Annotated in this window: 1 protein-coding gene; it reads right to left on the minus strand. The window is 65.5% G+C overall.

The genetic code is table 11. The features are described from left to right. On the minus strand, window positions 1–5,888 hold a 5,888-nt coding region (locus ACRDUX_RS14505; protein WP_526414723.1), incomplete at both ends, for a non-ribosomal peptide synthetase.

Raw genomic sequence — 5,888 nt, forward strand, 5'->3', positions numbered from 1 at the left:
GTCAGGGGCAGGGTGTCGAGGACGACGATGGCGGTGGGGACCATGTAGGTGGGGAGTCGTTGGGTTAGTGCGGTGCGGATGGCTGTTGGATCGAGTGTTCCGGTGGTTGTTTCGGTGAGGTAGGCGACGAGGCGTTTGTCGCCGGGGCGGTCTTCGCGGGCGATGACCGCGGCCTGCTCGACGCCGTCGATCTCGGTGAGGGCGGCGTGGATTTCGCCGAGTTCGATGCGGTAGCCGCGGATCTTGACCTGTTCATCGGCGCGGCCGAGGTAGTGCAGTTGCCCGTCAGCACCCCAGCGGACCAGGTCCCCGGTGCGGTACATCCGGGTCCCGGGCGTCCCGAACGGGCAGACGACGAACCGGGAGGCGGTCAAACTGGTTCGGCGCCAGTAGCCGACTCCGACGCCGCGGCCGGCGACGTAGAGTTCGCCGAGTACTCCGGGGGGTGTGGGTTGGAGCCAGCCGTCGAGGACGAATAGTGCTGCTCCGGGTACGGGTGTGCCGATCGGCACCGGCCCCGTCGTGGGGGTGAGTGGGTTGCTGATGGTGGCGTAGATGGTGGTTTCGGTGGGGCCGTAGCCGTTGATCATCACCCGTCCGGGGGCCCAGCGGTCGACGATCTCGGGTGGGCAGGCTTCACCGGCGACCATCAAGGTCACTGAGTCCAGGCCGTCGGGTGACAGTGCTGCTGCCGCGGAGGGGGTTTGGCTGAGCACGGTGACGTGTTCGTCGATGAGGAGGGTGTGGAGGTCTTCTGGTGAGCCGGTTATGTGTTCGGGGACGACGAGTAGGCGTGCGCCGTGTAGTAGGGCACCCCAGATTTCCCAGACTGAGTAGTCGAAGGCGTAGGAGTGGCATTGGGTCCAGACCTGTGCCGGGGTGAGGTCTAGGCCGATGGTGAGGGTGTTGAAGAGTCGGGTGACGTTGTGGTGGGTGACGGCAACGCCTTTGGGGATGCCGGTGGTGCCCGAGGTGTAGATGATGTGGGCGATGTCGTGGGGGTTCGGGGTGGGTAGTGCGGTGTCGGGGTGGGTGTGAGTGTGGGGGTCGGTGATGTCGATGACGGTGACGCCGCGGCCGTTCAATCGGTCGGCCTGTTCGGTGGTGGTGATGGCGGCGATGGGGGTGGCGTCGGTGAGCATGAAGTCGATGCGGGTGTCGGGGTGGGCGGGGTCGATGGGTAGGTACGCTGCCCCGGTCTTGAGCACTGCCAGGATCGCCGCGATCGCTTCGGCGGAGCGGGAGCACAGCAGCGCGACGCACTGTCCTGGGCTTGCGCCGTGTTCGGTGAGCTGGTGGGCCAACCGGTTCGAGGTTTCGTCGAGTTCGCGGTAGGTCCACGAACGATCCCCGAACGTCAGGGCGACTGCGTCGGGGGTGCGGGCGACTTGGTCGGTGAACAGTGTGGGGATCGACATCGCCGGGACGGGCTGGGTCAGCACCGCGCGGTGACCGAACTCGTCGACGCGGTTGTGCTCCTCGGCGTCGAGCACATCCATCGAGGACAACCGCAGCCCAGGATCAGCGGCCATGGCATCCAATACCCGCTCGAAGCGCGCGATCAGCGTGGTGACGGTGCCGGGGTCGAATACGTCGGTGCGGAATTCAACCGATCCCGAAATTCCCTCGGGTTCACCGGAATCGTTGAATTTCTCGGACAGCGAGAAGGTGAGGTCCATGCGGGCGGTGTGGGTGTCGACCGGCATCTGAGTGACCTGCAGATCGCCCAACGCCAACCCGGCAGTCGGGTCACCGGTGCTTCCCGGCAGGTTCTGCCAGGCCAGTACCACTTGCACCAGTGGATGGTGCGTCAACGACCGGGTCGGGTTGAGCTGCTCGACGAGTACCTCGAACGGCACATCCCGATGCTCGAGAGCCGCCAGTTCCTTGCGGCGGACCTGGGACAGCAGCTCCGCCACCGTGGGGTCACCGGCCAAATCCATCCGAAGCACCAGCGTGTTGACGAAGAACCCGACCAACTCATCGAGTGCTGGATCATCGCGTCCGGCGATTGGGAAGCCCAGTGCTACCTCAGAACTCGCGCTGAGCCGCGACAGCAGCACCGCCAACCCAGCTTGGATCACCATGAAACTCGTGGCATTGTGCTCCGCAGCCATCTCACGCACCCGCTGCTGCAACCCCGCGGACCAATCCACCGCCACGTTGGCTCCGCGCTGATCGGCCACCGCCGGGTAGGGCCGATCCGTCGGTAGTTCCAGATGTTCGGGCATCCCCGACAGCGCAGCCCGCCAGTACGCCAGCTGCTCGGCGATGGGGCTGTGGGTGTCTTGGAGATCACCGAACTGCGTCCGCTGCCACAACGTGTAGTCGACGTATTGCACCGGCAGTGGCGGCCATTCCGGAGCAAGCCCCTGCGATCGTGCCGCGTACGCCGCGCTGATGTCACGCACCATGGGAGTCATTGACCACCCATCGAAGGCGATGTGGTGCACCACGATTCCCACCACGTGCTGGTCCGGTCCCACCGAATGGATCTGCACGCGAATGGGGATGTCGGTCGACAGTTCGAACCGATGGCCGGCCAGCGACGTCAACTCGCCGGCCACCTCCCGTTCCGGCGAGGACACCACCGATGCGCCGCCACGTCGCCACATTCCGGTCCCGGCCGGCAGCACGTGCTGAAATGGGACACCATCGCTGTCGGGAAATACGGTCCGCAGCGATTCGTGGCGGGCGATGACATCATCGACGGCCGTGCCAAGCGCCTCGACGTTCAATGGCCCGTCGATCCGGAACGCGCTCGGCATGTTGTAGGTCGCGGCCCCGTCCTGCAATTGCTCCAGGAACCACAGTCGGCTCTGGGCGAACGACAACGGAACCACGGCGGGCCGCTCGCCGACCACCAACGGCTCACGCCCAACCGCATCCTCACCCAGCCGGGGCGCCAACAGGGCTACCGTTGGTGCGTCGAACAAGGCGCGCAACTGAAGTCGGGAATCCAACGATCTGTTGATGGCGGCCATCACCCTCATCGCCGAGAGTGAATCCCCGCCCAGGTCGAAGAACGAGTCGTCGACGCCCACCCGCGTGAGTCCCAGAACCTGGGCGTAGATGCCTGCGAGGATTTCCTCGACCGCGCTTCCCGGGGCGCGATAGTGATCGACGTCCTGGTACTCGGGGGCGGGCAGGGCGCGGATGTCAAGCTTGCCGTTGACCGTCAACGGAAGCGTCTCCAGGGCCACTACCGCGGCAGGCACCATGTAGGCGGGAAGCCGATCGGCCAAGCTGGCACGTATTTCGACCGGTTCGGCGGTACCGGTGACGTAACCGACCAGCCGCGTGTCACCGGGATGGTCCCTGCGGACGACGGCCACCGCCTGCTCGACGCCGTCCACTCCGGCCAGTGCGGCTCGAACTTCGCCGAGTTCGATGCGATAGCCACGGATCTTGACTTGCCCGTCGGCGCGCCCGAGATAGCGCAACTGCCCGTCAGGGTCCCACCGCACCAGATCCCCTGTGCGATACATGCGCGTTCCGGGCGGCCCGAACGGGCAAGCGACGAATCGCGATGCGCTCAACCCGGCCCGCCGCCAATATCCGACGCCCACCCCTCGGCCCGCGACGTACAACTCGCCGACCGCCCCGGCCGGGACGGGACGTAACCACCCGTCGAGGACGAACAAGGCCGCCCCCGACACCGGCGCACCGATCGGCGGCGTACCCGAACTGGCCGTCAGTGGCGCAGTCCTGCATGCGCACACCGTGGTTTCGGTCGGGCCGTAGCCGTTGATCATGACCCGTCCTGGAGCCCAGCGATCGACGATCTCGGCCGGGCAGGCTTCACCGGCCACCAGTAGCGCCGCCGATCCCAAACTCTCGGGTGGCAGTGGTGCAAGTGCTGAGGGGGTTTGGCTCACCACGCCGACCCGTTCGCTGACCAGCAAGGCGCGAAAGTCCTCCGGGGTGCTCGCGACCGACTCGGGCACCACCACCAGCCGCCCGCCGAACAGCAGCGCACTCCAGACCTCTTCGACCGAGGCGTCGAATGCCAACGAATGCCACTGTGCCCACACCTGTCCCGGCAGGTGTGAGTTCAGTGACTTCAGCAGCTGGGTGACGTTGCGATGGGTCACCGCAACGCCTTTCGGGACGCCGGTGGTGCCCGAGGTGTAGATGAGGTAGGCGACGTCATCGGGATCCGGCGCCGATACCGACGTGCTGGGTTGGCTGTCGACGCGGGGGTCCGTGACATCGATGACGGCCAGGTCGCTTCCGGCCAGGCGTGACCGTAGCCCGGTGGTGGTGATCGCGGCGATCGGCGCGGCGTCGGCAAGCACGAACTCGATCCGGGCTGACGGCAGCGCCGGGTCGATCGGCAGGTAGGCCGCGCCCGTCTTGAGCACCGCCAACATCGCGGTGATTGCCTCGGCGGACCGCGAAAGGAGCAGCGCCACGTGCTGACCAGGGCCGGCCCCATGATCAGCGAGCAGGTGCGCCAACCGATTCGACGCCTCATCGAGCTCCCGGTAGGTCATCGAGCGGCCGTCGAAGATCACGGCCACCGCCTCGGGTGCGCGTGACACCTGTCCAGCGAACAACCCTGGAATCGACACCGCAGGGGGTGTGGGCCTGCTCAACACCTCCCGGTTACCCCACCTGCCCAGCCGGGCATCCTCGTCGTCGTCGAACAGATGGATTGACGACAGCCTCCGGTCCGGATCGGCTGTCATCGCCACCATCACCCGCTGCAGCCGTTCCGCCAACTCTGAGACGTCGAAGTTCGAAAGTGGTTGCCCTGCTCCTTCCGTGCCGAACAGCAGCTGATCGCCGAGGCCGGAGAAGAACAACCCGAAGCCGATCCCGAGGCCGGAATTGGTATACGACGCCGACGCCTTGGCGACACCGAAGTCCAGGGTGAACGCAGACGGGAGAAAATTGACGCTCACCCTCTGAGCAGGCGGCCCCGCGGCGCGGAAGCGGAGTTCTCGCTCCAGGCCTTGCACCGGAAACCTTTGGTGCTGCAGCGCCTCCCGGATCCGCGTGTCAACGTGCCGGCAGAAATCGGCGACCGTTGATTGCGGTGATACCTTCAGCACCAGCGGCACGACCCCGGCAATCATCCCGGGAAGTGTCTTCGACTCCAGACTGACTCGCCTGCTGACCGGGAAGTCGAGTACTACCTCGGGGCCCTCGGCGGACCACCCGTGCACCAATAGTGCGCACGCCGCGGTGATGACCGATGACTGAGGCGTGTTCCAGCGTATCGACAGCTCTTGAACCCGACGAATGACCGCGGGGTCCAGTCCAATTGGCGCAGATGCGCGCCGTGAGTCGCGCTGGTTTGCGGCCTGGGGAAGATCGAGCGTCGATCCGTCTGCGGATGGCAGGTGCTTGGTCCAATAGGCCTGATCTTCTGAATGCTCTTTCGACGCTTCGTATTCCAACTCGCTGGTGATCAAGTCAGCGAGCGAGCCGAAGAAGGCGGGTGGCACGGGCGCGCCAGAGACGATGGCAGAGTAGATGGTCGCAATGCGGTGGCCGATCAAGGCGATGCCCGAGGCATCTATCACGATGTGATGGCAGCACGTGAACAAATGAGACTCGTCGCGCCGCGTCTGAAACAGCGCAAACTCGAACAGCGGACCGCTGAGCGGCATCGGTGTGCGTTGGATCGCCGACGCAATGTCGTGGGCGTCCTGCACGGGATTCTGCGAGTGACTCAGATCGTGAACGGCCAGCTGAACGTTCGGGTGATCGACCACCCTTTGGAAGACCTGTCCATTCTCCTCGAAGAAGGCAGTCCGGACCGGTTCGGCCTCCTTCAGGGCCTTGCGGATCGCCCACTCGAGAGGTTGGCGTTCTACCGGACCCTCGATCCTCACGAAGAGACCAAGCTGCCAATCCGTACCGAACCGACCCGTTTGGTG

The sequence above is a fragment of the Mycobacterium sp. genome, from assembly GCF_050701675.1.
Lineage (GTDB): Bacteria > Actinomycetota > Actinomycetes > Mycobacteriales > Mycobacteriaceae > Mycobacterium.